The organism is Variovorax cryoconiti, assembly GCF_051216395.1.
Taxonomy (GTDB): Bacteria; Pseudomonadota; Gammaproteobacteria; order Burkholderiales; family Burkholderiaceae_C; genus Variovorax.
Window position 1 is genome coordinate 656,968 of record NZ_JBPJZI010000002.1, and the last position, 26,206, is coordinate 683,173.

General features: G+C 66.5%; 25 protein-coding genes and 1 other RNA gene. 4 read left to right on the forward strand and 22 right to left on the reverse strand.

All coding sequences use genetic code 11. The features are described 5' to 3' along the window. Positions 1–12: 12 nt before the first annotated feature. From ACSFA2_RS07830 to gyrA, 20 genes are all read right to left on the reverse strand, one after another. Positions 13–291: a K+/H+ antiporter subunit F gene (locus ACSFA2_RS07830; protein WP_435454743.1), complete on the reverse strand. Its 279-nt coding sequence runs from the start codon at positions 289–291 to the stop codon at positions 13–15. Then, positions 288–779, reverse strand: coding sequence for a Na+/H+ antiporter subunit E (locus ACSFA2_RS07835; protein ID WP_435454744.1), 492 nt, complete (start codon positions 777–779; stop codon positions 288–290). Before ACSFA2_RS07835 ends, ACSFA2_RS07830 begins: the two co-directional genes overlap by 4 nt. Then, positions 779–2,485: a monovalent cation/H+ antiporter subunit D gene (locus ACSFA2_RS07840; protein ID WP_435454745.1), complete on the reverse strand. Its 1,707-nt coding sequence runs from the start codon at positions 2,483–2,485 to the stop codon at positions 779–781. The genes ACSFA2_RS07835 and ACSFA2_RS07840 overlap by 1 nt, the downstream gene beginning before the upstream one ends. Next, positions 2,482–2,838 (reverse strand): Na+/H+ antiporter subunit C, encoded by a 357-nt coding sequence (locus ACSFA2_RS07845; RefSeq protein WP_286648693.1) that lies wholly within the window; start codon positions 2,836–2,838, stop codon positions 2,482–2,484. Before ACSFA2_RS07845 ends, ACSFA2_RS07840 begins: the two co-directional genes overlap by 4 nt. Continuing rightward, positions 2,838–5,786 (reverse strand): monovalent cation/H+ antiporter subunit A, encoded by a 2,949-nt coding sequence (locus tag ACSFA2_RS07850; RefSeq protein ID WP_435454746.1) that lies wholly within the window; start codon positions 5,784–5,786, stop codon positions 2,838–2,840. Before ACSFA2_RS07850 ends, ACSFA2_RS07845 begins: the two co-directional genes overlap by 1 nt. A 93-nt stretch (positions 5,787–5,879) precedes the next feature. After that, a complete protein-coding gene (crcB, locus tag ACSFA2_RS07855; protein ID WP_435454747.1) occupies positions 5,880–6,254 on the reverse strand; it encodes a fluoride efflux transporter CrcB in 375 nt (124 codons plus the stop codon). Between the two features lie 18 nt (positions 6,255–6,272). After that, the gene (locus ACSFA2_RS07860) at positions 6,273–7,586 is read right to left on the reverse strand and encodes a TRAP transporter large permease (protein ID WP_435454748.1); all 1,314 of its coding nucleotides are present in this window, start codon (positions 7,584–7,586) and stop codon (positions 6,273–6,275) included. A 9-nt stretch (positions 7,587–7,595) separates the two neighbouring features. Beyond that, the gene (locus ACSFA2_RS07865; RefSeq protein ID WP_435454749.1) at positions 7,596–8,129 is read right to left on the reverse strand and encodes a TRAP transporter small permease; all 534 of its coding nucleotides are present in this window, start codon (positions 8,127–8,129) and stop codon (positions 7,596–7,598) included. Between the two features lie 3 nt (positions 8,130–8,132). After that, positions 8,133–9,113 carry a TRAP transporter substrate-binding protein gene (locus tag ACSFA2_RS07870; protein WP_435454750.1) on the reverse strand — a complete coding sequence of 327 codons (981 nt, stop codon included), beginning with the start codon at positions 9,111–9,113 and terminating at the stop codon, positions 8,133–8,135. A gap of 139 nt (positions 9,114–9,252) precedes the next feature. After that, positions 9,253–9,576 carry a ComEA family DNA-binding protein gene (locus ACSFA2_RS07875; RefSeq protein ID WP_435454751.1) on the reverse strand — a complete coding sequence of 108 codons (324 nt, stop codon included), beginning with the start codon at positions 9,574–9,576 and terminating at the stop codon, positions 9,253–9,255. A 149-nt stretch (positions 9,577–9,725) separates the two neighbouring features. Continuing rightward, complete coding sequence (gene lapB / locus ACSFA2_RS07880; protein ID WP_435454752.1) at positions 9,726–10,907, reverse strand: lipopolysaccharide assembly protein LapB; 1,182 nt, start codon at positions 10,905–10,907, stop codon at positions 9,726–9,728. Next, positions 10,897–11,214, reverse strand: a complete 318-nt coding sequence (locus ACSFA2_RS07885) for a LapA family protein (protein ID WP_435454753.1) — start codon at positions 11,212–11,214, stop codon at positions 10,897–10,899. The genes lapB and ACSFA2_RS07885 overlap by 11 nt, the downstream gene beginning before the upstream one ends. A 25-nt stretch (positions 11,215–11,239) precedes the next feature. After that, positions 11,240–11,575: an integration host factor subunit beta gene (locus ACSFA2_RS07890; RefSeq protein ID WP_435454754.1), complete on the reverse strand. Its 336-nt coding sequence runs from the start codon at positions 11,573–11,575 to the stop codon at positions 11,240–11,242. Positions 11,576–11,646: 71 nt separating this feature from the next. After that, on the reverse strand, positions 11,647–13,335 hold the full coding sequence (rpsA, locus tag ACSFA2_RS07895) for a 30S ribosomal protein S1 (RefSeq protein WP_435454755.1): 1,689 nt from the start codon (positions 13,333–13,335) through the stop codon (positions 11,647–11,649). 158 nt (positions 13,336–13,493) lie between these two features. Next, the gene (locus ACSFA2_RS07900) at positions 13,494–15,491 is read right to left on the reverse strand and encodes a bifunctional 3-phosphoshikimate 1-carboxyvinyltransferase/cytidylate kinase (protein ID WP_435454756.1); all 1,998 of its coding nucleotides are present in this window, start codon (positions 15,489–15,491) and stop codon (positions 13,494–13,496) included. Positions 15,492–15,494: 3 nt separating this feature from the next. After that, positions 15,495–16,361 carry a prephenate dehydrogenase gene (locus ACSFA2_RS07905; protein WP_435454757.1) on the reverse strand — a complete coding sequence of 289 codons (867 nt, stop codon included), beginning with the start codon at positions 16,359–16,361 and terminating at the stop codon, positions 15,495–15,497. Positions 16,362–16,372: 11 nt separating this feature from the next. After that, entirely contained in the window at positions 16,373–17,491 is a 1,119-nt protein-coding gene (pheA, locus tag ACSFA2_RS07910; RefSeq protein WP_435454758.1) for a prephenate dehydratase, read from the reverse strand. A 25-nt stretch (positions 17,492–17,516) separates the two neighbouring features. Next, positions 17,517–18,584, reverse strand: coding sequence for a 3-phosphoserine/phosphohydroxythreonine transaminase (serC, locus tag ACSFA2_RS07915; protein WP_435455002.1), 1,068 nt, complete (start codon positions 18,582–18,584; stop codon positions 17,517–17,519). Positions 18,585–18,637: 53 nt separating this feature from the next. Next, positions 18,638–19,228 (reverse strand): DUF2059 domain-containing protein, encoded by a 591-nt coding sequence (locus ACSFA2_RS07920; protein WP_435454759.1) that lies wholly within the window; start codon positions 19,226–19,228, stop codon positions 18,638–18,640. Next, positions 19,225–21,870 carry a DNA gyrase subunit A gene (gene gyrA / locus ACSFA2_RS07925; RefSeq protein ID WP_435454760.1) on the reverse strand — a complete coding sequence of 882 codons (2,646 nt, stop codon included), beginning with the start codon at positions 21,868–21,870 and terminating at the stop codon, positions 19,225–19,227. Before gyrA ends, ACSFA2_RS07920 begins: the two co-directional genes overlap by 4 nt. Before the next feature lie 223 nt (positions 21,871–22,093). Between gyrA and ompA the strand changes: the two genes are divergently transcribed. From ompA to ssrA, 4 genes are all read left to right on the forward strand, one after another. Further along, positions 22,094–22,750 carry an outer membrane protein OmpA gene (ompA, locus tag ACSFA2_RS07930; protein WP_286648677.1) on the forward strand — a complete coding sequence of 219 codons (657 nt, stop codon included), beginning with the start codon at positions 22,094–22,096 and terminating at the stop codon, positions 22,748–22,750. Between the two features lie 70 nt (positions 22,751–22,820). Then, positions 22,821–23,531, forward strand: a complete 711-nt coding sequence (ubiG, locus tag ACSFA2_RS07935) for a bifunctional 2-polyprenyl-6-hydroxyphenol methylase/3-demethylubiquinol 3-O-methyltransferase UbiG (RefSeq protein WP_435454761.1) — start codon at positions 22,821–22,823, stop codon at positions 23,529–23,531. Next, on the forward strand, positions 23,531–24,199 hold the full coding sequence (gph, locus tag ACSFA2_RS07940; RefSeq protein WP_435454762.1) for a phosphoglycolate phosphatase: 669 nt from the start codon (positions 23,531–23,533) through the stop codon (positions 24,197–24,199). The genes ubiG and gph overlap by 1 nt, the downstream gene beginning before the upstream one ends. A gap of 12 nt (positions 24,200–24,211) precedes the next feature. Continuing rightward, positions 24,212–24,598: a transfer-messenger RNA gene (gene ssrA / locus ACSFA2_RS07945) on the forward strand. A 43-nt stretch (positions 24,599–24,641) separates the two neighbouring features. Here ssrA and ACSFA2_RS07950 read toward each other — a convergent pair. Then, positions 24,642–25,145, reverse strand: a complete 504-nt coding sequence (locus ACSFA2_RS07950; RefSeq protein WP_435455003.1) for a MarR family winged helix-turn-helix transcriptional regulator — start codon at positions 25,143–25,145, stop codon at positions 24,642–24,644. An 89-nt stretch (positions 25,146–25,234) separates the two neighbouring features. Continuing rightward, complete coding sequence (locus ACSFA2_RS07955; RefSeq protein ID WP_435454763.1) at positions 25,235–26,203, reverse strand: PDR/VanB family oxidoreductase; 969 nt, start codon at positions 26,201–26,203, stop codon at positions 25,235–25,237. Between the last annotated feature and the right edge of the window lie 3 nt (positions 26,204–26,206).

Sequence of the window (26,206 nt, forward strand, 5' to 3'; positions counted from 1 at the left end):
CGCCATCTCCCGTCATTCGATCACCTCGCCGCGCAGCAGGAACTTCGCCAGCGCGGTCGACCCCACGAAGCCGAACAGCGCGATCAGCATCGCCGCCTCGAAGTACACGTTGCTCGCGTAGTTGATGCCCAGCACCAGCATCATCAGCATGCCGTTGATGTAGAGGCAGTCCAGCGCCATCACGCGGTCCTGCGCGGTCGGGCCGATCAGCAGCCGCCAGACGGCGCACAGCATCGCCACGGCCAGCAGGAAGAGGGCGCCTTTGAGGGCCCAGAAGAGGACGGGCGTCATGATTCGAAGATCTCCATCAGCGGGCGCTCGTAGCGCGTGCGGACCATCTCGATGAAGGCGGCCTCGTCTTCCAGGTCGAACACATGGAGCAGCAGCGTGCTGCGGTCGAGCGACACCTCGCCCCAGGCGGTGCCGGGCGCCAGGCAGAAGATCATGGCGAGCACGGCCAGCGCGTTCGGGTCACGCAGGGTCAGCGGCATCTCGACGAAGGCGCTGCGAATCTGCGGCGTGCGACGGGTGAGCAGCGCGCGACCGACGGTCAGCGCGGAATGCAGCAGGTCGCGCAGTACCGTGCCGGTCAGGCGCAGCGCCACGCCGGGCCGGCGCATCCGCACCGCCGCGGGCCGCAGGCCCTGGGTGATGAGCGGGACGACGACCGCGAGGATGGCGGCGAACACCATCGTTGCGACATGCAGCGACTGGTTCAGCAACAGCCAGACGACGAACAGCGCCAGCGACAGCGGCGGCGACGGAAGGATTCGGCGCATCAGGGCGTGACTCCCTTGGGTTGGTTCGGCGAGGGGTTGGGCACCTGCCGTGCGCCGGCCACGGCGTCGCGGTAGGCCTGGGGCGCGAACAGGCCGTCGGCCGTGGCGCTCGCATGCTGCATCACGGGGCCGGCCTCGATGGTGAGCGCGACCGACGCCGCCAGCAGCGCCGCCACCGGCAGCACTTCCATCGCGCGCAGGCTCGGCATCGCGCTCAGCGGCTGGGTCCAGAAGTGGCGGATGCCGGTGCGGCTCAGCGCCACCAAGGTCATGAAGCCCGAAGCCAGCAGCAGGCCGAGGAAGAGCCAGCTCGAGCGGCTCACGACCGGGGCGTCGAGCAGGCCCGACAGCATCGCGAACTTGCCGACGAAGCCCGACAGCGGCGGCAAGCCGGCCAGCAGCAGCGTGCAGCCGATGAAGCCCAGCCCGAGAAAGGCCACACCGGCCGGAATGGCGCGGCCGTAAAGCGCCTGCTGTTCGTCGTCGAGGTTCACGTCGTTGTGCGCCGTCAGGTCTTCCGACAGGAAGGGCGCGTTGTCGGCGGCCTCGTGCGGCGCGATGCTCGCGCCCGCGTTGCGCCAGCGCTCGATCATGTCGATCAGCAGGAAGAAGGCGCTGATCGCGAGCGTGGAGCTCAGCAGGTAGTACAGCGCGCCGGCCCAGATGGCAGGCTGCCCCAGCCCCACCGCCGCCAGCAGCGTGCCGGCCGACACCAGCACGCTGAAGCCGGCGAGGTTGGACAGCCGCTGGGTGCCGACGATGCCGAGCGCGCCGACGCAGAGCGTGGCCAGCCCGATGCCGACCAGCACGTCGTGGCCGAACTGCGCGGAGTCGCCGGTGTCGGGTGCGAACAGCACCGTCCAGAGCCGCAGCACGGTGTAGAGGCCCAGCTTGGTGAGCAGCGCGAACACCGCGCTCACCGGCGACACCGCGGCGCTGTAGGCCGGCACCAGCCAGAAGTTGAGCGGCCAGGCGCCGGCCTTGGCGAAGAAGGCGGTCGCGAGGATGGCGGCGGCCGCGTGCACCAGGCCGCGGTCGCCCGCGTCGAGCTGGGCGATGCGCACGCCCAGGTCGGCCATGTTGAGCGTGCCGGTCACGCCGTAGAGCAGCGCCGCGCCGATCAGGAACAGCGACGAGGCCGCCAGGTTGATCGCGATGTAGTGCAGGCCGGCCGACACGCGCAGCCGCCCCGAGCCGTGCAGCAGCAGCCCGTACGACGCGGCGAGCATGACCTCGAAGAAGACGAAGAGGTTGAACAGGTCGCCGGTGAGGAAGGCACCGTTGAGCCCCATCAGCTGCAACTGCAGCATCGGGTGGAAGTGCACGCCGGCGCGGTCCCAGCGTGAGGTGGAGTAGATCGACGCGGCGAAGGCGACCACGCCGGTGAGCGCGACCATCATGGTCGAGAGCCGGTCGGCCACCAGCACGATGCCGAAGGGCGCGCGCCAGTTGCCCGCAAGGTACACGCCGATGGAGCCGGGGCCGCTGCCGGTGTCGGCGGCATTGACCCAGCGCAGCAGCGCCAGCGCGACCAGCAGGCCGATCAGGCCGGAGACCACGCTCAACGCCGACTTGATGCGGCGGCGCTTCTCGTCGAGCAGCAGCATCAGCGCGGCCGTCAGCATCGGCACCAGGATCGGCACCGCCACCAGGTGCGGCATGCTGAACTCGAGGAAGCGGTCGAGCAGGCGGAGGAACTCGGTCATTCGCCGGCCTCCCGGGCGCGCTCTTCGCCGTCGACGTGGTCGGTGCCGCTCAGGCCGCGCGAGGCCAGCATCACGACCAGGAACAGCGCGGTCATCGCGAAGCCGATGACGATGGCGGTGAGCACCAGCGCCTGCGGCATCGGGTCGGCCGTGTTCGCCAGCGTGGAGGCCACGCCGGCGATCAGCACCGGCTCGCTGTCGACCTTCAGCCGGCCCATGCTGAAGATGAACAGGTTGACGGCGTAGGAGATCAGCGTCAGGCCCATGATGACCTGGAAGGTGCGTGGACGCAGCAGCAGGTACACGCCCGAGCCGGTGAGCACGCCGATGGCGATGGCGAGCACGGCTTCCATCAGGCAGCGCCCTTCGCGGTCGGCGTGGCATCGGCCTCGGCGGCTTCGCGTTCGGCCTGTTCGTCGGCCCAGCGGTGGCTGCGCACCGACTGATGGGCCAGCGCCGTGAGGATGAGCATCGTTGCGCCGAGCACCAGCGAGAACACGCCCATGTCGAAGAAGAGCGCGCTCGGCACATGGAGCTCGCCGAGCAGCGGCAGGTGCAGGTGGGCGGTGTGGGTCGTCATGAAGGGATAGCCCAGCGCCACCGAGCCGCCACCGGTGGCCAGCGCGAGCAGCAGGCCGATGGCGATCCAGCGGCGCGGGTAGATGCGCAGGTGCTCCTCGACCCATTCGGTGCCCGACACGATGAACTGCAGCACCAGCGCGACCGACATCACCAGCCCGGCGACGAAGCCGCCGCCCGGCGCGTTGTGGCCGCGCATGAAGAAGTAGACCGCGACCAGCACCGACAGCGGCAGCAGCAGGCGCACCAGCACGGCGGGCACCATCAGGTAACCGATGGCGCTGTCCTTGGCGCGGCGCGGGTTGATCAGGTCGCTGCTGCCGTCGTCGGTCTGCAGACGCTGCTGCGTCGGCAGTGCCATCGATTCGATGGCCGGGCGGAAGCGGCGCAGCAGCGCGTACACGGTGAGCGCGACCACGCCGAGCACGGTGATCTCGCCGAAGGTGTCGAAGCCGCGGAAGTCGACCAGCATGACGTTGACCACGTTGGTGCCGCCGCCCAGGCTCAGCGCGTTGTCGAGGAAGAAGGGCGAGATGCTCTGAGGAAACTCGCGCGTCATCATCGTCCAGGCCAGCGCCGCCATGCCGGTGCCGGCGGTGGCGGCCACCAGCAGGTCACGTCCGCGGCGGCCCCACGGGCGCAGCCGCGCCGAGGCGGGCTGCACCGCGGCCTTGCTGCGCATCGGCAGCCAGCGCAGGCCGAGCAGCATGAGCACGGTGGTCACCGCCTCGACCACGAGCTGCGTGAGCGCCAGGTCGGGGGCCGAGAACCAGATGTAGGTGATGCAGCAGACCAGGCCGGCCGCAGCGGCGAGCATCAGCGATGCGAGCCGGTGGAACTTGGCTTGCCAGGCGGCCGCCAGCGCGCAGCCCATGCCGATGATCCAGGTCATCGCGAACATCGGCGAGAAGGGCAGCAGCTCGCGCGTGCCGCGACCGCCGGGCGTGAGCCACAGGGAGGCTGTGGCCCCGGCCACCGCCACGAGCACCAGCAGCAGCAGTTGCGTCTGCAGGCGGCGCGTGCCGAAAAGGCGGCGGCTGCGCCGGCCCGCTTCGCTCAGGCGCGCGAGCAGGTTCTCGAAGATGCGCTGGCCGTCGAAGCGGTGCAGCACGGGCGTGTAGTCGAGGCGACCTCGCGCGCGGCCGCGACGCTGCGCCAGGTACAGCACGGCGCCACCCGCCAGCGCCACGAAGCTCATCACCAGCGGCAGGTTGAAGCCGTGCCACACCGCCAGGCTGTAGTCGGGCAGTACGCCACCGACCACCGGCAGCGCGGCAGCCGCCAGCAGCGGGCCGACCGACCAGGCCGGCGCCACGCCCACCACCAGGCAGATCAGCACCAGCAGCTCGACCGGCACGCGCATCCAGTGCGGCGGCTCGTGGGGCTGCTTGGGCACCGCGTCGCCGCAGGGCGGGCCGAAGAAGACGTCGAACACGAAGCGCGCCGAATAGGCCACGCTGAAGACGCCGGCGAGGGTGGCGATGACGGGCAGGCTGAAGTCGACCCACGGCGTCGACTGGATGAAGACCGTTTCGGCGAAGAACATCTCCTTCGACAGGAAGCCGTTGAGCAGCGGTACGCCGGCCATCGACGCGCTGGCGATGATGGCCAGCGTGCCGGTGATCGGCATCAGCTTCATCAGGCCGCTGAGCTTGCGGATGTCGCGCGTGCCGGTCTCGTGGTCGATGATGCCGGCCGCCATGAAGAGCGAGGCCTTGAAGGTCGCGTGGTTCATGACGTGGAACACCGCGGCCACGGCCGCCAGCGGGCTGTTGAGCCCCAGCAGCAGCGTGATGAGCCCCAAGTGCGAGATGGTCGAGTAGGCCAGCAGCGCCTTCAGGTCGCGCTGGAACATCGCCGCGAAACCGCCCAGCAGCAGGGTGATGGCGCCGGCACCGCCGACCAGCCAGAACCATTGCTCGGTGCCCGACAGCACCGGCCACAGCCGGGCCATGAGGAAGACGCCGAGCTTCACCATGGTGGCCGAGTGCAGGTAGGCCGACACGGGGGTCGGCGCGGCCATGGCGCGCGGCAGCCAGAAGTGGAAGGGGAACTGCGCGCTCTTGGTGAAAGCACCGAGCAGCACCAGCACCAGCACGGTGGTGTAGAGCGGGTGGTTGCGGATCAGTTCGCCGGAGGCGAGCACCACGTCGAGCTCATAGCTGCCGACGATGCGGCCCAGCACCAGCACGCCGGCCAGCAGGCACAGGCCGCCCATGCCGGTCACCGTGAGCGCCATGCGCGCACCGCGCCGCGCGTCGCGCCGGTGGTGCCAGTAGCCGATCAGCAGGAAGGAGAACAGGCTGGTGAGCTCCCAGAACAGCACCATCTGGACGATGTTGCCCGAGAGCACCACGCCCATCATCGAGCCCATGAAGGCGAGGAAGAACGAGAAGAAGCGCGGTACCGGGTCGGACGCCGACATGTAGTAGCGCGCGTACAGCACCACCAGCGCGCCGATGCCCAGCACCAGCATGCAGAACAGCCAGGCGAAGCCGTCCAGGCGGAAGACCAGGTCGAGGCCGAGGGCGGGCAGCCATTCGACCTGCTGGCGGATCACGTTGCCGTTCGCAAGATCGGGGAAGTGCAGCGCCGCGCCGATCGCGCAGCCCAGCGCGACCAGCCCCGCCAGCGTCGACTCCCGGTTGCGGGCGTTCGAAGGCAGCAGGGCTGCCAGCACGCTGGCGATGAAGGGGAGTGCAACGAGAAGGACCAGGGGCATTGCGATCGATTCTATCGACCGCCCCTGCCCGGTAGCCTCCTAAAACTGCAGCGTGGCCGACGGCTTTTCAGGCCATCGGGCGCGTGTCCGCCCTCAGGCCGAGAGCCACTGGATACTGCGAAAGCCGAGCCAGGTCAGCATGAAGGAACCCGCCAGGTGGGTGAGGGCGGTCAGGGCGGCCACGCCGGCGCGGCCTTCCATCATCATCGTGACCACCTCGAGGGAGAAGCTCGAGAAGGTGGTGAGCCCGCCCAGGAAGCCGGTGATGATGGCCAGGCGCCAGACCGGGTCGAGCCCCGGCATCGCCTGGAAGAGCGCAACCGAGACGCCGATCAGGTAGCCGCCGACGAGATTCGCTGCGAGGGTGCCCCAGGCCATCAGCCCGGCGCCCAGCCACAGGCCGAGGCCCCAGCGACCGAGGGCGCCCAGCGATGCGCCGATACAGATGGAAATGACGTTCAAAAGCATGCCGCGATTATCGCGACGCTACTTTTCACTGCCCATCATCAGGTCGGGCAGGCTCGTGACGATGCTCGGGAAGATGGTGATGAGCGCGATGCACACCACCAGGCAGAAGAAGAACGGGATCGCCGCCTTGGCGATCACGTTGCTGTCCTTGCCTGTCATGTTCTGCAGAACGAACAGGTTGAAGCCCACCGGCGGGGTGACCTCGGCGATCTCGACCAGCAGCACGATGAAGATGCCGAACCAGACCAGGTCGAAGCCGGCCTTCTGGATCATCGGCAGCACCACGGCACTGGTCAGCACGATCATCGAGATGCCGTCGAGCGCGGTGCCGAGCACCAGGTACACCACCACCAGCGCGCCGATCAGCGCATAGGGCGACAGGTGCATGCTGTCGACCCATTCGGCCAGTTCACGCGGGATGCCGGTGAAGGCCATGGTCTTGGTGAGGAAGGCCGCGCCCGCCAGGATGAACATGATCATGCAGCTGGTGCGCGTGGCGCCCATCAGCGCGTCCTTGAAGTTCTTCCAGGTCAGGCTCTTGCCGTAGGCGGCGATGGCCAGCGAACCCAGCACGCCGAAGGCCGCGCACTCGGTGGCCGTGGCCCAGCCCGCGACCAGCACCCAGACGATGAAGACGATCAGCAGCGCGCACGGGATCAGGTTGCCCGACAGGCGGATCTTCTCCCTGAAGCTGGTCGGCGGATCGGCCGGCGGCACTTTGTCAGGATTGCGCAGGCTCCACCAGGCGATGTAGCCCGAGAACAGCAGCATCAGCAGAAAGCCCGGCAGGAAGCCGGCCAGGAAGATGCGGATGATCGACGCGTCGGCCGCCACCGCGTAGACCACCATCGTGATCGACGGCGGGATCAGGATGCCCAGCGTGCCGGCCGTGGCGAGCGAGCCGATCGCCAGCTTCTCGTCGTAGCCGCGGCGCTTGAGTTCGGGCAGTGCGACCTTGGCGATGGTCGCGCAGGTCGCGGCCGAGGAGCCCGAGACCGAACCGAACACGCCGCAGCCGATGATCGTGGTGTGCATCAGCCGGCCCGGCACGCGGTTGAGCCAGGGGCGCAGGCCTTCAAACATCTCTTCGCTGAGCTTGGTGCGGAACAGGATCTCGCCCATCCAGATGAAGAGTGGCAGCGCCGCCAGTTCCCAGCTCGCATTGCTTTCCCAGAAGGAAGAGAACAGGTTCTTGGCGGGCAGCGTGCTGGTGAAGAAGGCCTGGCCGACCCAGCCCACGATGGCCAGCGTCATCGCGATCCAGACGCCGCCTGCCAGCAGCACCAGCATGATGACGAGCAGCAGCGCGCCCATCAGGAGAGTTTCGATCATGGTGCTGTGTCAGACGTCGGAGGAAAAGTCGCCGGCGGCATGCCGTTCTTCGATGGCGCGCTGGTAGCTGGGCTTCTCGCCGCGCACCACGCCCACCAGTTCGTCGACCATCGCGATCAGCAGCAGCCAGCAGCCGACCACGAAGGTCGCCTGCGGGATCCAGATCGGGATGACCACCAGGCCAGTCGCCATCTCGGCGAACTCGTAGCTCTCCCAGGTGAAGCTGGTGGCCGCATAGGTGAGGTAGGCCACCGACACGGAGGCGATCAGCAGGCAGATGACGTCGAGCACGCGACGCACCTTGAGCGGCACGGCGTCGAGCAGCAACGTGACCCGCACGAAGTCGCCGTGGCGGAAGGCATGCGCCATCGCCAGGAAGGCCGCGGCGGCGCAGAGCCAGGCCACCACGTCATTGAGCCCGCTCACATGCCAGTTCATCTGGCGGCCGACGCCGGCCAGGATCATCAGCACGAAGATCAGGAACACGCAGAACGCACCGAGCGCGCCTGCACCGTCGTACAGACGATCGAGGAATCGGCGCATCGTTTACTTTTTCTTGTAAGCGTCGACGATCGCTGCGCCATCCGCACCGGCGGCCTTGAGCCAGTCGGCCTGCATGATGCCGCCCACCTGGCGCATGTCGGCGTCGAGCTTGGCCGACGGCTTGTGGATCTTCATGCCGCGTTCGGTCAACAGCTTTTTGTACTCGGCGTTCTTTTCTTCGGCAACCTTCCAGCCGCGGGCTTCCGCATCGGCCGCGGCCTTGAGCACGGCGGCCTTGGTCGGCGCGTCGAGTGCGTCGAAGGACTTGGCGTTGACCAGGATCGCGTTCTTCGGGATCCACGCCTGCGTGTCGTAGAAGTTCTTGAGGCTTTCGTAGGTCTTGGTGTCGTAGCCGGTCGAACCCGAGCTCATGTAGCTCTCGATCACGCCGGTCGCCATGGCGGCGCTCAGCTCGGCCTGCTGGATCTGCACGGGCTGCGCGCCGATCAGTTCGGCGATCTTGGCCGTGGCCGGGCTGTAGGCGCGCCACTTGATGCCGCGCAGATCGGCCACCGAGCCGATTTCCTTCTTCGAATAGATGCCCTGCGGCGCCCACGGCACCATGAACAGCACCTTGATGCCTTGCGCGGCCAGCAGCTTTTCCAGGGCCGGCTTGGAGGCCGTGTACAGCTTCATGGCTTCGGGGTAGGTCGTGGCCAGGAAGGGCACGCCGTCGAGCGCATAGATCGGGTTCTCGTTGGCGAAGTTGGCCAGGAGGATTTCGCCGGCCTGGGCCTGGCCGCTCTGCACGGCGCGCTTGATTTCCGGTGCCTTGAAGAGCGATGCGTTCGCGTGCACGGTGATCTTCACCTTGCCACCCGTGGCGGCGTCCACGTCCTTGGCGAACTGGGCAATGTTCTCGGTGTGGTAGTTGGTCGCCGGGTAGGCCGTCGGCAGGTCCCACTTGGTTTGCGCAAAGGCGATGCTGCCGAAGGTGAGGGCGGCGACCGCTGCGATGGCGGCACGGGCGAACTTGTGATTCATGAGCTCTCCAGGATGAGGAAGAAAATGCGAAGCGAGCATACGTGCAAATATCGGGCCACCTGGAGGGGCCTTTCCCCAGGCGTGCCTCACAACGAAAAGGCCGCCCGTGGGCGGCCTGGATCGAGAGGCGCGTCTGCGCTTACTTGGCAGGGGCTGCAGCCGTCTTGGCCGCCGGTCCCTTGGGCACTGCCGCCGGTGCCGTGAAAGTCTTGCCGTTGACCGTCAGGCCTTCAGCAGAAAGCTTGGCAGCCGTCTTTGCCTTCACGCCCTTGACGCGTTCCATGAGGTCGCCCCAGTCCTTGAACTCGCCTTTCTGGCGCGCATCGAGGATGCGCTTGGACATGGCCGGGCCGACGCCCTTGAGACCGTCGAGGTCGGCCGCGCTGCCCTTGTTGACGTCGACCGCCGCGAAAGCGGCGACGGCGAACAGCATGGCCGAGACGGCCAGAATCTTCTTGAACATGACACTCTCCCTGAGTTTGTGGATGGATAACACACGGCGCGTGGTGCGTTCTTACCGCGCGCGGCAGGGAGCTTAGAGGGCCGTCTCCGCGAAGATCAAGGCAGGAATTCGCGTTGTCCCGCGCAAATCCTGGCCTCACGTTCGCCGACTCAGAGTTCTTCGACGCGCCGCGGCGGGTAGCTGTCCCAGGCCTGGCAGCCCGGGCAGTGCCAGAAGTGCTGGTGCGCCTCGAAGCCGCAGGCGGCGCAGCGGTAGCGCATCAGCGGACGTGCGGCCTGGTCGAGGGCGCGCTGCACCTGGGGGTGGTACTGCTCGTCCGCGAAGGTTTCGCCGGCCAGCCAGCGCGAGGCGGCGATCAGCGAGGGCTGGTGCGCCAGATGCGCGATGTAGCCGTCACGCGGCGTCGGTGGTGCGTCGTCGTCGGCCAGCCCGTCGGGCAGCGGCACGTTGCCGCCCAGCGCGATGATGGCCTCGAGCACGTCGACCGAAGGCAACGCCGCATAGCGGCGCTGCAGCAGCGACAGTGCCTCGCCACTGCGCTGGGCGGCGACAGCGGCCTGCTGCAGGGTCGCCGCATAGAGCGGCAGCGCCAGCGGTGCCCGCTCGCTCAGTGCCAGCAATGTTTCGAATGCGGCCCGCGCGTCGCCCTGGCGCAGTTGCAGGTTGGCCATGTCGATGGCCGGGCGCGGTGCGTCGGGGGCGGTCGCGCTCGCCTGGTGCAGCAACGCCTCGGCCGCGGCGGCGTCGCCCTTGCCGAACTGTTCGGCGGCCTGTTCGCACAGGTGGTGCGCGCGGCGGGTGGCGTAGCTCGCCTGCTCCGCATCGTCGAGCTTCGCGGCCACGTCGGCGGCTTGTGCCCATTCGCGCGAGCGCTCGTAGATGGCGAGCAGGGCCAGGCGCGCCTCGTTCTGGTAGCGCGTTCCCTCCAACTTCTGCAAGGCGGCCTCGGCGCGGTCGAGCAGGCCGGCGCGAAGGAAATCCTGCGCGAGCGCATGCTGTGCCCGCTCGCGGTCGACGCGGGACAGGTCACCCCGTCCCAGCAGGTGCTCGTGCACCCGCACGGCCCGCTGGTACTCGCCGCGGCGGCGGAACAGGTTGCCGAGCGCGAAGTGCAGCTCCTGCGTGTCGGGGTCGTTCTGCACCGCCTCGATGAACGCATCGATGGCCTGGTCCTGCTGCTCGTTGAGCAGGAAGTTGAGTCCGCGGAAGTAGGCTTTCGGCGCCTGCCGGTTCTCGAGCTTCAGTTGGCGCAGGTCGAAGCGCGAGGCGAGCCAGCCCAGCACGAAGGCCAGGGGCAAGCTGAAAAGCAGCCAGCTGAAATCAAAGTCCATGTTGACGCACGGCGGGAAGGTCGGTCGGCAGGGTGTTCGGTACCGCCGGCGCGGTCACGGCGGGCGTGGCGGGCGGCGGCTCGGCCGGACGCTGTGCCGCGGCCCGGTGCTTCCACCAGCCCGGCAGCATGCCGAGCGCGCCTACAACCAGTCCGCCCGCGAAGGCGGCCAGCACCACCAGCACCAGGGGCGCGCGCCACGAGGTGCCGAAGAAGAAGTAGACGGTGGCGTCGTGCTGGTTGTTCAGCGCGAAGGCAAAGAGGGTAAAAAAAATGGCTGCCTTGAGCAGCCACAGGAGGTATTTCATCAGCGTCCCCTTGGGCTCGCCGATTCTACGGTTGAGCTGACGGCGCGGACGGCTTGCGTTCAGCGGCGTCCATTTCCGCGGTGCGTGCATCCACCGCTTCGCGCAGCGCCTTGCCCGGCTTGAAGTGCGGCACGCGCTTCTCCGGAATCTGCACGCTTTCGCCCGAACGCGGGTTGCGTCCGATGCGCGGCGGCCGGCGGTTGACCGAGAAGCTGCCGAAACCGCGGATCTCGATGCGATGGCCGCGCACCAGCGCGTCGCTCATCGCGTCGAGGATCGTCTTGACGGCGTACTCGGCGTCGCGGTGCGTCAGCTGCGAAAAGCGGGCCGCGAGTTCTTCAACGAGGTCTGAGCGTGTCATGTGCCGAACAAAACGGAGGCGAAAAAAAAGACAGAGCGACCTTGCGGTCGGCTCTGTCTTGCGGACGCAGCTTACTTGCTGTCGTTGTTGTCGAGCTTGGCGCGCAGCAGGGCGCCCAGGCTCGTCGTGCCCGCGTTCTCGCGTGCCGACTGCTGGCTCAGGTTGGCCATGGCGCCTTGTTCGTCGACCATGTCCTTCTGCTTGATCGACAGCTGGATGTTGCGGGTCTTGCGATCCACATTCACCACCACGGCCGTGACTTCGTCGCCTTCCTTGAGCACGTTGCGGGCATCTTCGACGCGGTCGCGCGAGATTTCCGAAGCACGCAGGTAGCCGATGATGTCTTCGCCGAGGTCGATCTCAGCGCCCTTGGCGTCCACCGTCTTGACCTTGCCGGTGACGATCTGGCCCTTGTCGTTCACGGTCGTGAACGTCGTGAACGGATCGCTGTCGAGTTGCTTGATGCCCAGGCTGATGCGTTCGCGGTCGACGTCGACTGCCAGCACCAGCGCCTCGACTTCCTGGCCCTTCTTGAAGTTGCGCACGGCGGCTTCGCCGGTTTCGTTCCACGACAGGTCCGACAGGTGAACCAGGCCGTCGATGCCGGCAGCCAGACCCACGAACACGCCGAAGTCGGTGATCGACTTGATCGGGCCCTTGACGCGGTCGCCGCGCTTGGTGTTCTGCGCGAACTCCTGCCACGGGTTGGCCTTGCACTGCTTCATGCCCAGGCTGATGCGGCGCTTGTCTTCGTCGATTTCCAGAACCATGACTTCGACTTCGTCGCCGAGCGAGACGATCTTGTTCGGCGCGATGTTCTTGTTGGTCCAGTCCATTTCGGAGACGTGCACCAGGCCTTCGATGCCCGGTTCGAGTTCGACGAACGCGCCGTAGTCGGCGATGTTCGTGACCTTGCCGAACAGGCGGGTCGATTGCGGGTAGCGGCGCGAAACGCCCATCCATGGGTCGTCACCCATTTGCTTCAGACCCAGCGAGACACGGTTCTTTTCGGTGTCGAACTTGAGGATCTTGGCGGTGATTTCCTGGCCGGCCTGAACGACTTCGCTCGGGTGGCGAACACGGCGCCAGGCCATGTCGGTGATGTGCAGCAGACCGTCGATGCCGCCGAGGTCCACGAACGCACCGTATTCGGTGATGTTCTTGACCACGCCACGGACAACAGCGCCTTCCTTCAGGGTTTCCATCAGCTTGGCGCGTTCTTCGCCCATGCTGGCTTCGACCACGGCACGGCGCGACAGCACGACGTTGTTGCGCTTGCGGTCGAGCTTGATGACCTTGAATTCCAGGGTCTTGTTCTCGTACGGGGTCAGGTCCTTGATCGGACGCGTGTCAATCAGCGAACCCGGCAGGAACGCACGGATGCCGTTGACCAGGACCGTGAGGCCGCCCTTGACCTTGCCGCTGGTGGTGCCGGTGACGAACTCGCCGGATTCCAGCGCCTTCTCGAGCGCAAGCCACGAGGCCAGACGCTTGGCGGTGTCGCGCGAGAGGATGGTGTCACCGTAGCCGTTCTCGACGGAACCGATGGCCACGGAAACGAAATCGCCGGCCTGGACTTCGAGTTCGCCCTTGTCGTTCTTGAACTCCTCGATCGGCACGTACGCTTCGGACTTGAGGCCGGCGTTCACGACGACGTGGTTGTGCTCGACGCGCACGACTTCAGCGGTGATGACTTCACCGGTGCGCATTTCAGAACGCTTCAGGGACTCTTCGAACAGGTCGGCAAAAGATTCGGACATTGATTTTTCCTTCCGTCACGCAGGGTTCGCAGCTGCACCATTGCAACTGGCTTGGGTCTGGAGACGGCGGTTGTGGGCTTGGGGCCCGGTTGGGTTGCGAAAACCGGCAAGCCGATGCGCTGTCGCGCGGCGGGGACTTGGCCGGACTGAAACACCGATCAAGAGGACTTGAAAGGCTGTGTTTCCTGCCACCAGTTCAACACCTGCTCGACCGATTGCGCGATCGAGAGTTGGGAGTTGTCCAGGCGGCGGGCGTCTTGCGCTGGTTTCAGAGGGGCGACGCTGCGGGAAGAGTCCCGGGCATCGCGAGCTTCCAGGTCGGCGCGAAGACTGTCGAGTGTAGTTGAAATCCCCTTTGAAATCAACTGCTTATGCCGCCGTTCGGCGCGCTGGGCGGCGCTGGCCGTCAGGAAGACCTTGAGGGGGGCCTGCGGGAAGATCACGGTGCCCATGTCGCGACCGTCGGCCACCAGGCCGGGCAGGCGGCGGAAGCGCTTCTGCAGCGACAGCAGGGCCGCGCGGACGGCGGGCAGGGCCGAGACGCGCGAGGCATCCATGCCGGCGGCTTCGGTGCGGATGGCGTCGCTCACGTCCTCGCCGTCCAGCAGCACCTTGCCCTTGACGAACTGCAGGGGCAGCGCTTCCGCCAGCGCGGCGATCTCGGCCTCGTGGGCTGGCTCGGGTTCGAGCCCCTTGCGGCGGGTGGCCAGGCCGGTCACGCGGTAGAGCGAGCCGGAATCGAGGTAGTGGTAGCCCAACTCGTGGGCCACCTCGACGGCGAGCGTGCCCTTTCCGGACGCGGTCGGCCCGTCGATGCAGATGACCGGGACCTCGGGCACGTCGATGACGGTGAACAGCGTCTCGAAGTAGTCCGGAAAGGTCTTGGCGACACAGTGCGGATCGAGGATGCGCACCGGCAGGCCGGCCGGGTTGAAGGCGGCGAGCGAAAAGCACATCGCCACGCGATGGTCGTCGTAGGTCTTGATGCGGGCGGCACGCCAGTCGGCGGCAGCGAGCGGATGCACCCGGATGAAATCCGGCCCGTCCTCGACGGTGGCGCCGAGCTTGCGCAGCTCGGCGGCCATCGCATCGATACGGTCGGTTTCCTTCACGCGCCAGCTGGCGATGTTGCGCAGCGTGCTGGGGCCGTCGGCATGGAGCGCCATCACGGCCAGCGTCATGGCGGCATCGGGGATGTGGTTGGCGTCCAGGTCGATGGCCTTCAGCGGCCAGGCGCCGCGCGCGACCTGCAGCCAGTTCGGGCCGCTCTCGACCATTGCGCCCATCTGGCGCGCGGCCTCGATGAAACGGATGTCGCCCTGGATCGAGTCGGCCCCGACGCCCTCGATGCGCAGCGCGCCGCCGGTGGCCGCCAGGGCGCCGAGCGCGATGAAATAGCTGGCCGACGAGGCATCGGCCTCGACATGGATCTCGCCCGGCGAGCGGTAGCGGCTGCCTGCTGCAATCGTGAAGCGCTGCCAGCCATCGCGCTGCACGACGATGCCGAAGCGCGCCAGCAGGTTCAGCGTGATCTCGATGTAGGGCTTGGAGATCAACTCGCCGATGACGTCGATGGTGATGTTGCGCGCGGCCACCAGCGGCAGGGCCAGCAGCAATGCCGTCAGGAACTGGCTCGAGACATCGCCGCGCACGCGGATCGGCGCATCGAGCGTCAGGTTCGCGGGCGCGACCGGGTGGATGCGCAGCGGCGGGTAGCCTGGGTTGCCGAGGTAGTCGATCTGGCAGCCGAGCTGCGTGAGCGCATCGACCAGGTCGCCGATGGGGCGCTCGTGCATGCGGGGCACGCCGCTGAGTTCGAAATCACCGCCCAGCAGCGACAGCGCCGCGGTCAGGGGCCGCATCGCGGTGCCGGCATTGCCGAGGAACAGCGTGGCCTGCGGCGTCTGCAGCTTGCCGTTCAGCCCGTGGATGCGCACGGTGCTGCCCGACAACTCGACGCCGCAGCCCAGCGCGCGCAAGGCGTCGAGCATCACGCGGGTGTCGTCGGAGTCGAGCAGGTCGTGAACCGTGGTCGTGCCCTCGGCCAGCGCGGCCAGCAGCAGCACGCGGTTGGAAATGCTCTTGGAGCCCGGCAGGCGCACGGTGCCCGCAGCTGCGACAAAAGGGGGAAGGTCGAGAAAAGCGGTCGAGAACATGGATCAGTTGCCAGGCGAACGCCACTGCGAACGGGTGCGGCGCGCCGCCTCGATCGCTTCCTCGAGGGCCTGCGCATCGCCGGCAGCGAGCAGCGCCTCGAACTGCATCAGCGTCTTGCGAAAGGCTTGCGATTGCAGCAGCACCTGTTCGCGGTTGGCCAGCAGGATGTCGCGCCACACGGCGGGGTCGCTGGCGGCGATGCGGCTGAAGTCGCGAAAGCCGGTGCCACCGCGCTCGAGCAGGCGTGCGCCGTCGGGCTGTTCGGCGATGCCGTTGATGAAGGCGAAGGCCAGCAGATGCGGCAGGTGGCTCACGGCCGCGAAAGCGCTGTCGTGCTCCTGCGGCGTCATGGTGAGCACCTGGGCACCGATGGCGGTCCAGAGCTGCGTGGCGCGCTGCACGTTGGAACGCAGCGTGGTCTTGGTCGGGGTCAGGATCACCTGACGGCCGTCGAACAGCGAGGCTTCGGCGTGCTCGACGCCGGCGACTTCCTTGCCGGCGATCGGATGGGCCGGCACGAAGCTGGCGAACTGCGTCTGCAGGCCACGGCGTGCCGCTTCGATCACGTCGCCCTTGGTGGAGCCGACGTCCATCACCAGTGTGTCGGACGACACACCGTGGCGGATCGCCTTGAAGGTCGCTTCGGAGGCGGCGACCGGCACGGCGACCAGCACCAGGTCGGCACCGGACACCGCCAGCAGCGCCGAGGGGGCAGCCACGTCGATCACACCCAGCTGGCGCGCACGGTCCGTGGTGGAAGGCGACTTGCTGTAGCCGACGACGCGCTTGACCAGCTTGGCGCGCTTGAGCGCCAGCGCAAACGAACCGCCCATGAGGCCGCAGCCGATCAGACCGAGTTGCTCGAACATCCGCGAGCCTCTCAGGACGTGACCGGGTAGGCGCCCAGCACCTTGTAGAAGGCGCACAGGCCGCGCAGTTCCTCCAGCGCCGCCGCCACGTTGGGCTGCGATGGGTGGCCGTCGAGGTCGATGTAGAAGTAGTATTCCCACTGGCCGGTGCGGGCCGGGCGCGATTCGAAGCGCGTCATCGACACCTTGTTGGCCTTCAGCGGCATCAGCAGGTCGTGCACGGCGCCGGGTCGGTTCGGGACCGACACGACCAGGCTGGTGCAGTCACGGCCCGAGGCCGGCGGCATCGCCAGCGTCTGCGGCAGGCAGATGATGGCGAAGCGGGTGCGGTTGTACGAATCGTCCTGGACGGCGTGCGCCACGATGTGCAGCCCGAAACGGGTGGCGGCGCGCTCGCCCGCCAGCGCGGCCCAGGCCGGGTTCTCGGCAGCGAGGCGGGCGCCTTCGGCATTGCTCGAGACGGCGCGGCGTTCGGCGTGGGGCAGGTGTTTGGACAGCCAGGTCTGGCACTGGGCCAGCGCCTGCGGATGCGCGAGCACGGCCTCGATGCCGCCCAGCGCATTTTCCTTGCGCAGCAGGTGGTGGCGAACCAACAGGCTCACCTCGCCCACCACGTGGGTCGGGGAATGCAGGAAGAGGTCGAGCGACCGGGTGACGACGCCTTCGGTCGAGTTCTCGACCCCCACCACGCCGTACTGGGCGCTGCCGGCCGCCGTCGCATGGAAGACTTCGTCGAAGCTCGCGCAATAGATCAGGTCGGCCGCGCCGCCGAAATATTCGACGGCTGCGGCTTCGCAGAAGGTGCCTTCGGGGCCGAGCACCGCGACCCGCTGGGGTGATTCGAGCGCCAGGCAGGCCGACATGATCTCGCGCCAGATGGCCGCGACGTGCAGGCTCTTGAGCGGGCCCGGGTTGCTGCCCTGCATCTTCTCGATCACCTGCGCCACGCGGTCCGGGCGGAAGAAGGGCGTGCCTTCGCGTTTCTTGACTTCGCCGACCTGTTCGGCGACGTGCGCGCGCTGGTTCAGGAGGTCGAGCAGGCGCTGGTCGAGTGCGTCGATCTGCACACGCAGATCGGCGAGGCTGGCGGAGTTTTCGGGCGCCGCGGGCGAGGAAGGGGTCTGGGACATCGTGCGAGAAGAAAACGGGCAGGCCTCAGGCCTGCGACCGCTCGAATTCTCGCATGTAGGCCACCAACGCCTGAACCCCCTCGAGCGGCATGGCGTTGTAGATGCTGGCGCGCATGCCGCCCACGGACTTGTGGCCCTTGAGCTGCAGCAGACCGGCATCGCGTGCGCCGGTCAGGAAGGCCTCGTTGCGGCGCTCGTCGCGCAGGAAGAACGGCACGTTCATTCGCGAACGGCAGGCCGGGTCGATGCGGTTCTCGTAGAAGGACGAGCCGTCGATGAAGCCGTAGAGCAGTGCCGCCTTGGCGATGTTGCGCTGCTCCATCGCGGCCACGCCGGTCAGCTCGCCCTCGCGCTGCTGCAGCAGCCAGTCGAAGGTCAGACCGGCCACGTAGATGCCCCAGGTCGGCGGCGTGTTGTACATCGACTGGTTGTCGGCGACCGTCTTGTAGTTGAAGGCGCTCGGGCAGATCTCGAGGGCGCGGCCCAGGAGGTCGTCGCGCACCACGACGATGGTCAGGCCGGCGGGGCCGAGGTTCTTCTGCGCGCCGCCGAAGGCCAGGCCGACACGGCGCCAGTCCACGGAACGCGACGCCACGTGGGAGGAGAAGTCGATCACCAGCGGGGCGTCGCTGCCGAGGGCCGCCAGATCGGGAAGCTCCTGGAATTCGATGCCGTTGATCGTCTCGTTGGTGCACAGGTGCACGTACGAGGCGCCGGGCGTCAGCTGCCAAGTCGACGGCTCCGGCAATCGCGTGTGTTGGCCGTCGGCATTGCTCGCGACGATGCGCGCGTCGCAGTAGCGCTGCGCTTCCTTTTGCGACTTGACGCTCCAGCTGCCGGTGATGACGAAGTCGGCGACCGTGCCGCGCGACAGGTTCATCGGCACGATGGCGTTCTCGCCCAGGCCGCCACCCTGCATGAACAGGATGTGGAAATTGGCGGGAATGGCGAGCAGCGTGCGCAGGTCGGCTTCGGCCTTGGTGGCGATGGCGCCGAATTCCTTGCCGCGGTGGCTCATTTCCATCACGCCCATGCCGCTGCCATGCCAGTCGAGCATTTCGGCGGCCGCGCGCTGGAGCACGGCTTCGGGCATGGCCGCGGGGCCGGCGGAAAAGTTGTACGGGCGGGCGCCCACCGGCGCGTGCGTCACTTCTTGGCGGGCGCTTTGGCCGCTGGCTTGGCCGGTTGCTGTGCCGCAGGCGGCTGGCCGTTGGTCGGAGCGCCCAGGGCCTTGGCCACGCTCACGTTGAGGGCCTGAAGCTTGGGGTCGATCGTGGGACGCACATCGGCCACCAGCTTCTGGGTCAGCGCATTGCCCAGCTGCGGGTTCAGGTCCGAGAACTTCTTGTTCAGCGGCGAGCTGAGCCAGGCGACGAGCTGCTTGAGTTCGTCTTCGTTGAAGTTCTGCTCCAGCAGCGGGCCGACGGTGGTCGGTGCCAGCTGGATCGCCTTGTCGCGCACGATCGGGAAGGCTTCCTGGACGTACTTCTGCACTTCGGCTTCGGCGGCCTTGCCGAGCGCTTCGCGCTTCTCGGCCGGCACCTGGGTCTGCAGGTATTCGCTGCCGGCCTGCAGGATGGGGGCCACCGAGTCGTTGACCAGCAGGCGCGCCATGCCTTCGACGGCCGGACGCTGGACGTCGAGCAACTGCTTGACGAGCGCGGCCTTGTCTTGGGCCATGGCGATCGAACTGGTTGCCAGTGCGACCGTCAGGACCGCAAGCTTGAAATTTTTCACTGAGGATTCTCCGTTGAAGATGTGGAAGTGTCGTCGCTGCCGGCGTCGTTCTCGACGTTGGCATCGTTTTCGACGATGCGCTGCAGTCCGCTGAGTTTGGCGCCTTCGTCCAGGCCGATGAGCGTGACGCCCTGGGTGGCTCGACCGAGTTCACGAATTTCGGCGACCCGGGTGCGCACCAGCACACCCTTGTCGGTGATCAGCATGATCTCGTCGTCGGCATGCACCAGCGTCGCCGCGACGACCTTGCCGTTGCGCTCACTCTGTTGAATGGCAATCATGCCTTTGGTTCCCCGGCCGTGACGGGTGTACTCGGTAATGCTTGTGCGCTTTCCGTAACCGTTCTCGGTGGCGGTCAGGACGCTTTGCTGTTCGTCTTCGGCCACCAGCATCGCAATGACGCCCTGGCCCGCCTCGAGCGACATGCCGCGCACGCCGCGGGCATTGCGGCCCAGCGGCCGCACGTCTTCCTCGTCGAAACGCACCGCCTTGCCGCCGTCGCTGAACAGCATCACGTCGTGCTTCCCGTCGGTCAGTGCCGCGCCGATGAGGTAGTCGCCGTCGTCGAGGTTGACCGCGATGATGCCGCCCTTGCGCGGGTTGTTGAACTCGTCGAGCGCGGTCTTCTTGACCGTGCCCATGGAGGTCGCCATGAAGATGTACTGGTCGGACGGGAAGGTGCGCTTGTCGCCGGTCAACGCCAGCACGACGTTGATCTTTTCGCCTTCCTGCAGGGGGAACATGTTGACGATCGGTCGGCCTCGCGAACCCCGCGAGCCGGCGGGTACTTCCCACACCTTCAGCCAGTAGAGCCGGCCGCGGTTGGAGAAGCACAGGATGTAGTCGTGCGTGTTGGCGATGAAGAGCTGGTCGATCCAGTCGTCTTCCTTGGTCGCCGTCGCCTGCTTGCCGCGCCCGCCGCGCTTCTGCGCACGGTATTCGCCCAGCGGCTGGCTCTTGATATAGCCGCTGTGCGAGAGTGTCACGACCATGTCGGTCGGCGTGATCAGGTCTTCGGTCGACAGGTCGAAGGCACTGTGCTCGACCTGGCTGCGGCGCGCGCCCAGCTTGGTCTGACCGAATTCCTGCTTGATGACGGCAAGTTCGTCGCCGATGATGGTCGACACGCGCTCCGGTCGGGCCAGGATGTCGAGCAGGTCGTCGATCTCGGCCATCACCTCTTTGTACTCGGCGACGATCTTGTCCTGTTCCAGGCCGGTCAGGCGCTGCAGGCGCATCTGCAGGATTTCCTGGGCCTGTGTCTCCGACAGGCGATACAGCCCGTCGCCGCCCATGCCGAATTCGCGCTCCAGGCCATCGGGGCGGTAGTCGTCGGCATTGATCACGCCGCCATCGGCGCGGGTGCGGGTGAGCATTTCTCGCACCAGCTTGCTGTCCCACGGCTTGCTCATCAGCTCGGCCTTGGCGACCGGCGGCGTCGGCGCATTGCGGATGATCGCGATGAAGTCGTCGATGTTGGCCAGCGCCACGGCCAGGCCTTCGAGCACGTGGCCGCGTTCGCGCGCCTTGCGCAGCGTGAACACGGTGCGGCGGGTGACGACTTCGCGCCGGTGCTGCAGGAAGACCTGGATCAGGTCCTTCAGGTTGCACAGCTTGGGTTGGCCGTCGATCAGCGCCACCATGTTGATGCCGAAGGTGTCCTGCAGCTGGGTCTGCTTGTACAGGTTGTTGAGCACCACCTCGGGCACTTCGCCGCGCTTGAGTTCGATCACCAGGCGCATGCCCGACTTGTCGGACTCGTCCTGGATGTGGCTGATGCCCTCGATCTTCTTCTCGTGCACCAGTTCGGCCATGCGCTCCTGCAGCGTCTTCTTGTTGACCTGGTAGGGCAACTCGTCGACGATGATCGCCTGGCGCTGGCCGCGGTCGATGTCCTCGAAGTGGCACTTGGCGCGCATCACCACCTTGCCACGGCCGGTGCGGTAGCCATCCTTGATGCCGTTGATGCCGTAGATGATGCCGGCGGTGGGGAAGTCGGGCGCCGGGATGATCTCCATCAACTCGTCGATGCTGGCGTCCGGGGCCCGCAGCAAATGCAGACAGGCGTCGACCACCTCGTTCAGGTTGTGCGGCGGGATATTGGTGGCCATGCCGACGGCGATGCCGCCGGAGCCATTGACCAGCAAATTCGGCAATTTGCTGGGCAGCACGGCCGGTTCTTTTTCCGAGCCGTCGTAATTGTCCTGAAAGTCGACGGTTTCCTTGTCGATATCGCCCAGCATTTCGTGCGCGATTTTCGACAGCCGAATTTCGGTATAGCGCATCGCCGCCGCCATATCGCCGTCGACCGAGCCGAAATTGCCCTGGCCATCGACCAGCATGTGGCGCATCGAGAAGTTCTGTGCCAGCCGCACGATCGTGTCGTACACCGACTGGTCGCCGTGCGGGTGGTACTTGCCGATGACGTCGCCGACGATACGCGCCGACTTCTTGTATGGCCGGTTCCAGTCGTTGTTGAGTTCGTGCATCGCGAAGAGCACGCGGCGATGCACCGGCTTCAGGCCGTCTCGGGCGTCGGGGAGTGCGCGACCTACGATCACGCTCATGGCGTAGTCGAGATAGCTGCGACGCATTTCCTCTTCGAGGCTGATGGGAAGTGTTTCTTTGGCGAACGAGGTCATGGGCAGCAGGCGGACAGCAAGGACCGAAATTTTACGCCCCTGGCGGTGTCGTACCGCAGCAACACAAGGCGGCTATTCCGCCGCCGTCCTACGCTTCGTACGCCGGTGCGGGGCTGTTTGTCAAAGACCCTATGGCACAATCGCCTCAACGTTTTGGGTGGTGGTCACTTAAAGCGTCCTTGATTCGCAGCGCGGCTGCGGCTTTTTCCCCAAGAGGAGAACCATGAAGAAACTGAATAAAGTGGCGATGATGTTTGCAGTCGCTGCGCTCGCCACTGCCGCCGGCGCGCAGACCCGTGTCACCGCAGCAAATGGCGGTCCCGTCATTGACAACTGGCAAAACGGCACCGGCGAACTCGTCTGGAAGAACGGCACGAACGAACTGTGCTGGCGCGATGCCAACTGGACGCCTGCAACGGCTGCCAAGGGTTGCGATGGCGCCCTGGTTCCCGCCGCACCCGCGACGGTCGCAACGCCGAGCACCCCGGTTGCTCCGGTCGCCCCGCCGGCACCGCCCGCTGCTTCGAAGGTCACCTTTGCCGCTGACGCTTTCTTCGACTTCGACAAGTCGGTTCTGAAGCCTGAAGGCCGCGCCAAGCTCGACGACCTCGTGTCGAAGATCCGTGACGTGAACCTCGAAGTCATCATCGCCGTCGGTCACACCGACTCGGTCGGTTCGGACGCCTACAACCAGCGCCTGTCGGTTCGCCGTGCAGAAGCAGTCAAGGCCTACCTGGTGACCAAGGGTATCGAACGCAATCGCGTCTACACCGAAGGCAAGGGCGAGAAGCAACCTGTGGCGGACAACAAGACCGCCGAAGGCCGCGCCAAGAACCGCCGCGTGGAAATCGAAGTTGTTGGTACCCGCGCCAACCGTTGATTCGTAAGAATCTTCGACAAGAACCCCGCTTCGGCGGGGTTTTTTTATGGGCTCTTCGATAATGACTTCCATGACAGAACACGTGAACGCCGATCCGGCGGAACTCGCCAAGTTTTCCGAGCTGGCCCACCGCTGGTGGGACCTCGACAGCGAATTCAGGCCCCTGCATGAGATCAATCCGCTTCGCCTGGAGTGGATCGACGGCCTGGTGCCGCTGGCGGGGCTGCGCGCCCTCGACGTCGGATGCGGCGGCGGCATCCTGGCGGATTCCATGGCGCGCAAGGGGGCCGACGTCCTGGGCATCGATCTGGCGGACAAGGCGTTGAAGGTGGCGCAACTGCATGCGCTCGAGGCGTCGACGCCGAACGTGAAGTACCGCAAGGTCAGCGTCGAGGCGCTGGCGGCAGAACAGCCAGCCAGCTTCGACGTGGTCACCTGCATGGAAATGCTCGAACACGTCCCCGAGCCTGCGTCGGTCGTCAAGGCTTGCGCCGACCTGGTCAAACCGGGCGGCTGGGTGTTCTTCTCGACCATCAACCGGAATGCCAAGGCCTTCATGCTGGCCATCGTCGGGGCGGAGTACGTGCTCGGCATGCTTCCCCGCGGGACGCATGAGTACCAGAAGCTGATCCGTCCCAGCGAACTCGCCGCCTACTGCCGCGCCGCCGATCTGGATCTGCGCCACACGCGCGGTCTCGAACACAACCCGCTGACCCGCCGCTACTGGCTCAGCGCGGACACCAGCGTCAACTACATGTTCGCCACCAGGAAGCCCGGCTGATGGCTGCCGTTTCCATCGAGGCGGTGCTGTTCGATCTCGACGGCACTTTGGTCGACAGCGCGCCCGAACTGGGTGCGGCGGCCGACAAGATGCGTGTCGATCGGGGCTTGCCCTGCTTGCCGTTGGCGCAGTATCGGCCCATGGCCGGTGCCGGTGCCCGCGGCATGCTCGGCATCGCTTTCGGCATCACGCCCGACATGCCGGACTTCGCCGCGCTGCGCGAAGAGTTCTTCCAGAACTATGAAGCGCGCATGTTGCTGAACACGCATGTTTTCGAGGGTGTGGCCGAGTTGATCGGCTCTTTGCAGACCCAGCGGCTCGCATGGGGCATTGTGACCAACAAGTCAAAACGCTTCACCGAGCCGCTGGTGCGATCGATCGAGGCGTTCTCGAGCGCCGGTGCCGTGGTCAGCGGCGACACCACACCGTTTTCCAAGCCGCACCCCGAGCCTCTGTTCGAAGCGGCCCGCCGCCTCGACCTCGACCCGGCGCGCTGTGTCTACGTCGGCGACGACGAGCGTGACATCATCGCGGGCCGCGCCGCGGGCATGCGCACCGTCGCCGCCACCTACGGCTACATGGGCGCGCAGGCAGACGCGACGCGCTGGCAGGCCGATGGTGCGATTGATTCTCCGGTAGCGCTCTTGCAATGGCTGAATACGGCCTAAAATGATGAGCTTGGGGCTGCACTGGTTTCGACGTGGGTTCGGAATCGCAGCGGTGCATGTCGAGCTGAATGCGCTCGTAAAACAGATTCAAACAAACTAACTGCAAACGACGAACGTTTCGCACTCGCTGCTTAATTGCCAGTGAGCCTTGCAACAGTTGGCCGATGGGCTGGGCAAGGGGGTGAAGGAGCAATCTGACACCTCCCGGCTGCAAGGATAATTACATGGGCTGGTTTCGATCCGGGTGCCTTGGGTCGGGACGAGAAAATAGGGCACTGGCGTCCGGTTTAGCGTGCGACTGCGCGACTCCGGAAGCGAGATCCAAATCAGACCGCTAAACATGTAGATCTGTGCGAAGAAGGCTTGCGGACGGGGGTTCAAATCCCCCCAGCTCCACCATTTTCGAAAGGCCAGGTTGTTCGATGAGCGACTTGGCCTTTTTTCATTTCGGCGCCGTGCCGACGATCGCCTTCGATGCGCCACGGCGCAGCGGCGCCCGGCTTCGCTCGTTGTTGTGCCCGACGAATTTGCGCAACAAGTTCAGCAGTTCCGCGCTCTCTTGGGGACTGAGGCCATGGAGCAGCGTGGTCTGCAAAGTCTGGATGGGCGACTTCAGGCTGTCGAGCAGCGCCTCGCCTGCCGTCGTCAACTCGAGACGCCGCCGTCCCCGCACGCCGACGCTGCGCGAAATCCATCCCTTGGCTTCCAGCCGCGCCGCAATGTCGGCGCACGACGAAGTGTCGATGGCCACTTCCTGGGCGAGGGTGAGCTGATCAATGCCCGGCTTCTCGCCGAGCACCTTCAGCACGGCGTACTGGATCGGCGTGACCTCGCGGCCCACGACGTCCAGGAACACCGAGACCGAGATCTGGTGCGCACGCCGTATCAGATGGCCCGGCTGGTCGTGGAGGTCGATGAGGGAGGGATCGTGCGGCGGGTGTGGCATGCGCATTGGACCGGCGATGGCGAAGAAGAAGCCGAGCGATTCTCTCCCACTGCCACGTCGGCACGGCGGTCCCGCTCCGGGCCTGTGCGCTACAGGTCCAGCACCAGCAGCTTCGAGCGCGCGCGCGAGCAGCACGGGGTGAACTGGTCGTTGGCCGCCTGCTCTTCGGGCGTGAGATACAGGTCCTTGTGATCGGGCTCGCCCTGGAGCACGCGCGTGAGGCAGGTCCCGCACACGCCCTGTTCGCACGACACCTGGACCTCCACGCCCGCATCGCCGAGGGCCTGCACGACGGTGCGATCGGCAGGGATGCGGATCACACGGCCCGAGCTGGCGATCTGGACATCGAAAGCGCCGTCCGTGGCCGAGGGTGCAACGTTCCCGCCAAAGAACTCGAAGTGCAGTCGCGTTTCGGGCCAGCCCGCGGCGCGGGCGCTGGCCAGGACCCAGTCCATGAACCCCTTGGGGCCGCACACATACAGGTGCGTCCGGTCGGGCCTGGCGCGCAGGACCTGCTCGATGGCCAGCTTCTGTTCGACCGCGCCGTCGTCGAAATGCAGGGTGACCTGCGGGGCGAAGGCTGCATCGGCGATGCGCTGGCGAAAGGCGGTGCGCTCGGGCGATCGGGTGCAGTAGTGCATCTCGAAGGGATGACCGATGGGGGCCATGCGTTCGGCCATGCAGAGGAGGGGTGTCACGCCGATCCCGCCCGCGAGAAGGAGGCTGTGCGACGCATCGCTCGCGATCGGGAAGTGGTTCTTCGGCGCACTGATGCGCAACGTCATGCCTTCCTCGATCTCGTCGTGCATGGCGCGCGAGCCCCCGCGCGAGGCCGGGTCGCGCAGCACACCGATCAGGTAGCGGTGGCTTTCGGTGGCGTCGTTGCACAGCGAGTACTGCCGCGTCAGGCCCGAGGGCAGGTGCACGTCGATGTGCGATCCGGCCGAGAACGCCGGCAAGCTCTGGCCATCGGTGCGAACGAGCTCGAAGGTACAGATGTCGATCGCCTCCGGCGTCTTGCGCGCGACGCGCACGGTGAATTCCGAGGTCTCGGTCATGGA

Coding starts and splice junctions, on each gene's coding strand:
- crcB (WP_435454747.1), bottom strand. CDS start 6,254: ATGCTTTTGAACGTCATTTCCATCTGTATCGGCGCATCGCTGGGCGCC.
- ompA (WP_286648677.1), top strand. CDS start 22,094: ATGAAGAAACTGAATAAAGTGGCGATGATGTTTGCAGTCGCTGCGCTC.
- ACSFA2_RS07830 (WP_435454743.1), bottom strand. CDS start 291: ATGACGCCCGTCCTCTTCTGGGCCCTCAAAGGCGCCCTCTTCCTGCTG.
- ubiG (WP_435454761.1), top strand. CDS start 22,821: ATGACAGAACACGTGAACGCCGATCCGGCGGAACTCGCCAAGTTTTCC.
- ACSFA2_RS07845 (WP_286648693.1), bottom strand. CDS start 2,838: ATGGAAGCCGTGCTCGCCATCGCCATCGGCGTGCTCACCGGCTCGGGC.
- ACSFA2_RS07865 (WP_435454749.1), bottom strand. CDS start 8,129: ATGCGCCGATTCCTCGATCGTCTGTACGACGGTGCAGGCGCGCTCGGT.
- ACSFA2_RS07890 (WP_435454754.1), bottom strand. CDS start 11,575: ATGACACGCTCAGACCTCGTTGAAGAACTCGCGGCCCGCTTTTCGCAG.
- ACSFA2_RS07835 (WP_435454744.1), bottom strand. CDS start 779: ATGCGCCGAATCCTTCCGTCGCCGCCGCTGTCGCTGGCGCTGTTCGTC.
- ACSFA2_RS07950 (WP_435455003.1), bottom strand. CDS start 25,145: ATGCCACACCCGCCGCACGATCCCTCCCTCATCGACCTCCACGACCAG.
- ACSFA2_RS07860 (WP_435454748.1), bottom strand. CDS start 7,586: ATGATCGAAACTCTCCTGATGGGCGCGCTGCTGCTCGTCATCATGCTG.
- gph (WP_435454762.1), top strand. CDS start 23,531: ATGGCTGCCGTTTCCATCGAGGCGGTGCTGTTCGATCTCGACGGCACT.
- ACSFA2_RS07850 (WP_435454746.1), bottom strand. CDS start 5,786: ATGCCCCTGGTCCTTCTCGTTGCACTCCCCTTCATCGCCAGCGTGCTG.
- ACSFA2_RS07875 (WP_435454751.1), bottom strand. CDS start 9,576: ATGTTCAAGAAGATTCTGGCCGTCTCGGCCATGCTGTTCGCCGTCGCC.
- ACSFA2_RS07885 (WP_435454753.1), bottom strand. CDS start 11,214: ATGAAATACCTCCTGTGGCTGCTCAAGGCAGCCATTTTTTTTACCCTC.
- ACSFA2_RS07900 (WP_435454756.1), bottom strand. CDS start 15,491: ATGTTCTCGACCGCTTTTCTCGACCTTCCCCCTTTTGTCGCAGCTGCG.
- ACSFA2_RS07955 (WP_435454763.1), bottom strand. CDS start 26,203: ATGACCGAGACCTCGGAATTCACCGTGCGCGTCGCGCGCAAGACGCCG.
- ACSFA2_RS07840 (WP_435454745.1), bottom strand. CDS start 2,485: ATGACCGAGTTCCTCCGCCTGCTCGACCGCTTCCTCGAGTTCAGCATG.
- ACSFA2_RS07905 (WP_435454757.1), bottom strand. CDS start 16,361: ATGTTCGAGCAACTCGGTCTGATCGGCTGCGGCCTCATGGGCGGTTCG.
- rpsA (WP_435454755.1), bottom strand. CDS start 13,335: ATGTCCGAATCTTTTGCCGACCTGTTCGAAGAGTCCCTGAAGCGTTCT.
- serC (WP_435455002.1), bottom strand. CDS start 18,584: ATGCCCGAAGCCGTGCTCCAGCGCGCGGCCGCCGAAATGCTCGACTGG.
- lapB (WP_435454752.1), bottom strand. CDS start 10,907: ATGGACTTTGATTTCAGCTGGCTGCTTTTCAGCTTGCCCCTGGCCTTC.
- gyrA (WP_435454760.1), bottom strand. CDS start 21,870: ATGACCTCGTTCGCCAAAGAAACACTTCCCATCAGCCTCGAAGAGGAA.
- pheA (WP_435454758.1), bottom strand. CDS start 17,491: ATGTCCCAGACCCCTTCCTCGCCCGCGGCGCCCGAAAACTCCGCCAGC.
- ACSFA2_RS07870 (WP_435454750.1), bottom strand. CDS start 9,113: ATGAATCACAAGTTCGCCCGTGCCGCCATCGCAGCGGTCGCCGCCCTC.